This is a genomic window from Collinsella sp. D33t1_170424_A12 (assembly GCF_015554865.1).
In the GTDB taxonomy this organism is placed as follows: domain Bacteria; phylum Actinomycetota; class Coriobacteriia; order Coriobacteriales; family Coriobacteriaceae; genus Collinsella.
In genome coordinates this window covers 1-4,184 of record NZ_JADNJJ010000091.1, presented here as the reverse complement: position 1 = coordinate 4,184, position 4,184 = coordinate 1, and the positions used below count along the sequence as shown (strand labels likewise).

Genomic DNA, 4,184 nt, shown 5'->3' with positions numbered 1-4,184 from the left:
GGCGACGTGGGCGCGGTCAAGGCCGCCACGGACGCCGGCGCGGCCGCGGCCCAGCGCGTGGGCGAGCTGCTCTCCGTGCACGTGATCCCGCGTCCCGACGGCTCCGTCGAGACCATCCTGCCCGCTTCCAAGTAACGACGCGCACCTGCCATCAGGCATCGCGTGATTGAAAGGAGGCACGATGCAGGAATTTGATTTCGATCTTCAGAGCATCCAGGCCGCTCGCGAGCTCGCTCGCCGCGGCAAGGTCGCTGCGAACCAGATCGCCCATTTCAGCGAGGAGCAAATCGATCGCATCCTGCGCAACATGGTCGAGGCGGCCGAGGCCAACGCCGAGGTGCTCGCCCAGATGGCCGTCGAGGAGACCGGCTTCGGCGTGGTCTGCGATAAGGTCTACAAGAACCATATGGCCTCGGGCCTGCTCTACGAGCAGATCCGCGACAAGAAGACCATCGGCATCATCGAGGTGGACGAGAAGAAGCAGACGATCGTCCTGGCGGAGCCCGTGGGCCTGCTGATGGGCATCGTCCCGTCCACCAACCCCACGTCTACGGTGCTCTACAAGTCGATGATTGCCATCAAGGCGCGCAACGCCATCGTCTTCTCGCCGCATCCGGCCGCTGCGAAGTGCACGGCCATGGCCATCAAGCTCATGAACGACGCCGCCGTCGAGGCGGGCGCCCCCGAGAACGTCATCCAGGGCATCTCGCTGTCTACGATGGCCGCCACCAACGAGCTCATGCATTCGCCCGAGGTCGCGATGATCATCGCCACCGGCGGCCCCGGCATGGTGAAGGCCGCCTACAGCTCGGGTAAGCCCGCGCTGGGCGTGGGCGCCGGCAACTCGCCCGCCTACATCGAGCGCACGGCCGACGTGCCCGCGGCGGTCCGCCGCATCATGGCGTCCAAGACCTTCGACAACGGCACCATCTGCGCCTCCGAGCAGAGCGTCATCTGCGAGACCTGCAACCGCGATGCCGTGGTGGCCGAGTTCACGCGCCAGGGCGCGTACTTCCTCAGCGAGGACGAGTGCCGCAAGGTCTGTAACCTGCTGTTCCGCAACGGCCATGCCATGAGCCCCAAGTTCGTGGGCCGCTCCGCGCAGGTCATCGCCGACGCCGCCGGCATCTCCATTCCCGCCGGCACCCGCGTGCTCATCGGCGAGCAGCACGGCGTGGGCGACGCCTGGCCGCTGTCCTACGAGAAGCTCACCAGCGTGCTGGCGTTCTACACCGTCGAGAACTGGGAAGAGGCCTGCGACCTGTCCATCGCCCTGCTTCAAAACGGCATCGGCCACACGATGAGCATCCATACCGAGAGCAAGGACATCGTTCGCAAGTTCTCGATCAAGCCCGCCTCCCGCATCCTTATCAACACGGGCGGCACCCAGGGCGGCACCGGCCTTACCACCGGCCTGGATATCGCGCTCACGCTGGGCTGCGGCACCTGGGGCGGTAGCTCCATCTCCGAGAACGTCGGCCCCGAGCACCTGATCAACATCAAGCGCATCGCCAACGGCCTGATCGAGCCCGACGAGCTGGTGGCCCATGACGAGCTGTTCGCGAAGTACCATCCCGAGCTCGCGCGCAAGCACGGTGCCTGCGCCGCGCCCGCCCCTGCGGCCGCCGAGCCGCATCCGGTGTCGGGCATCACCTACTCCGCCGGCTGCGGCTGCTGCGCCCCGAGCGCGTCCAGCTGCGCCACCGAGGCCGAGCGCAAGTCCGACGTCATCGACGCCGACGAACTCAAGCGCATGGTCGAGGAGCTCGTAAACGCCTTCAAGGGCGTCTAGTCGTATAACGTGCATCTACGCGCTCGTGCGAGCGCATTGAGGAGGAACCAAGATGAACGAGGCATTGGGTATGGTCGAGACGTACGGCGCCGTGGGCGTCGTCGAGGCCAGCGATGCGATGGTCAAGGCGGCCGACGTCCGCCTGGTTGGCAAGGTCAACGTGGGCGCGGGCATCGTGACCACGTTCGTGCGCGGCGACGTGGCCGCCGTCAAGGCCGCCACGGACGCGGGCGCTGCCGCCGCCCAGCGCGTGGGCGAGCTGCGCTCGGTCCACGTGATCCCGCGTCCCGCTTCCGAGATCGAGAAGATCCTGCCCTAGCGATGGGCGACGGGGCGTTCGACCTCCATGCGTTTTACGACCGGGTCGATGGTCTCTACCGCGACGGCCGCGGCGACGACGTGCACCGTTATCTGGCGGATGCGCTCGTCGCCGCGCGCCGGGGCGGCGACGACCTGGCGATAGCCGCGGTGGCGAGCGAGCTGGGCGGCGTCGAGCGCGTGCGCGGAAACCTCGCGATGGCCGAGGACCTCTACGACGAGGCCTTGCGCGCGCATGGCCGCAACCGGGCCTCGCAGCCGGGGTCCCTGGTCAACCTGCTCGTCAACAAGGGCGACGTGCTGGTGGCCCAGGGGCGCTATGCGGGCGCCATCGAGCTGTTCGATCGTGCCGAATCCTTGGCGGGCGTGGGCGCCGATACGGCCTATCAGCGTTCGGCGATCTGCAACAACCGCGCTGCCGCCTTGCGCGAGCTGGGCGATTTCGCTCGTGCCCGCCGCGATCTACGCCGTGCGATCTCGCTGCTCGACGAGGTTGGGTGCAAGGAGGACAAGCGCACGGTGACGCAGGTATCGCTTGCGCAGATCCTCGTGAAGGAAGGGCGTCTCCCCGAGGCGCGCCGCGTGGTCGACGCCGCGCTGGACGCCTTCGAGACGCTGTCGGGCGGACGGGACATCCACCGTCCCAACGCCTATGCGTGTTCGGCGAGCGTCGCCTATCTCATGGGTGACTACGCGCGGGCTGCCGACCATATGGCCCGTGCGGCCGCGCTGCTGCGCGACAAGGTGGGTGCGTCTCCCATGGTGGAGCGCTTGGAAGGGGAAGGCCGGCGCATGCGGCGCCTGGCCGATGGCGAGGGAGGTCGTCGATGAAGGGACTGGAGCTTGCGCGCGCGTACTGCGACGCGTACGCGGAGTCGTTGTTCGACGGCATGCCCGCCGGCCTCATGCAGCGCTGCGCCCTGGGGCTCGTCGGTCCCGGTTCGGAGTGCCTGGGCTTCGACGACGAGATCTCGCGCGACCACGACTTCGGCCCCGGTTTCTGCATCTGGCTCGAGCCTGCCGATTTCGCGGCGTACGGCGCCGAGCTGCAGCGCCGCTACGATGCGCTCCCCGCCGAGTTCCGTGGGTATCGGCGCGTGGCCACGCCGCTGTCCGGGCAGCGCGTGGGCGTGTTCGATGCCGATGCGTTCCGCCTGCGCTATACGGGTCTCGATCGAGCTCCCGAAACCTCGCGCGAGTGGCTGTTCATCCCGCAGCAGCTCCTCGCCGAGTACACCGCCGGATCGGTCTTCTTCGATCCCGCCGGCGTTATGGCGTGTCGACGCGGCGCGTATCAGTCGTTCTATCCCGAGCAGGTGATTCGCAAGAAGGTCGCCGCCGAGTGCGCGGCCATGGCCCAGGCGGGCCAGTACAACCTGCCGCGCTGCATTCGCCGCCATGATCTTGTCGCGGCGAATGCAGCGCGATCGCAGTTCGTCACTTCGACGATGGCTGTAATGCACCTTTTTGGTAGGGTATACATGCCATTCTACAAGTGGTCGTTCTCCTCGCTGCGCGAGCGCGTCCGCGTTCCCGCCCCGGTTGTCCAGAACCTTGAGTTCATAGCCGGCGCCGCGGTGGGCGAGCTGCCCCAGGAACGCGTCGAGCTGCTGTGCCGGCTGGTGGCCCAGACCGTCCGGCGACTGGGCTGGGCGCATGGCGAGGATGATTTCTTATTGGCCATCGCGATGGAGGTCTGCCAGGGGATCGACGATCCCTATCTGGCGTCGCTTCCCGTGGCGGCGGGTTCGTATTCGTAGCGGATGAAGGGGTGTTCGATGAAGCAGGGTGGTGCGACGTGCCCGTGTGCCGGGCGCGCCCGCGTCGATGCGTACTTCGATGCGCCGGGCGTGCGCGCGCTGCTCGAGCGCCATGGCGCGGCTCCGGCCGACGCCGCGGCGATCCGCGCGCTCGTGGAGCTTGAGTGGGAGCTGTTCGACGAGGTCGAGGGCCTCGAGGGGCGCGCTTCCTGCCAGGACGACGCGCGTTCCTTCTTCATGTACCGACTAGCGCAGTACCTGGCGTTTCCTGCCGAGTTCGCGCATCGGGCGCTCGCGGATGCGCGCTCCCTGCG

The 4,184-nt window shown here is 67.8% G+C and carries 6 protein-coding genes; all 6 read left to right on the top strand.

Annotated elements, in window-relative coordinates; genetic code table 11:
- Positions 1-135, top strand: a 135-nt coding sequence (locus tag I2E26_RS04155) for a BMC domain-containing protein (protein ID WP_195419714.1), incomplete at its 5' end; no start/stop codon positions are given.
- 46 nt (positions 136-181) lie between these two features.
- A complete protein-coding gene (locus I2E26_RS04150; protein ID WP_195419713.1) occupies positions 182-1,792 on the top strand; it encodes an acetaldehyde dehydrogenase (acetylating) in 1,611 nt (536 codons plus the stop codon).
- Between the two features lie 52 nt (positions 1,793-1,844).
- Complete coding sequence (locus tag I2E26_RS04145) at positions 1,845-2,111, top strand: BMC domain-containing protein (protein WP_009140771.1); 267 nt, start codon at positions 1,845-1,847, stop codon at positions 2,109-2,111.
- Positions 2,112-2,113: 2 nt separating this feature from the next.
- Positions 2,114-2,941, top strand: coding sequence for a tetratricopeptide repeat protein (locus I2E26_RS04140; protein WP_195419712.1), 828 nt, complete (start codon positions 2,114-2,116; stop codon positions 2,939-2,941).
- Entirely contained in the window at positions 2,938-3,870 is a 933-nt protein-coding gene (locus I2E26_RS04135) for a DUF4037 domain-containing protein (protein ID WP_195419711.1), read from the top strand. The genes I2E26_RS04140 and I2E26_RS04135 overlap by 4 nt, the downstream gene beginning before the upstream one ends.
- A gap of 18 nt (positions 3,871-3,888) precedes the next feature.
- The coding region (locus I2E26_RS04130) for a DUF4125 family protein (RefSeq protein ID WP_195419710.1) at positions 3,889-4,184 on the top strand (296 nt) is incomplete at its 3' end.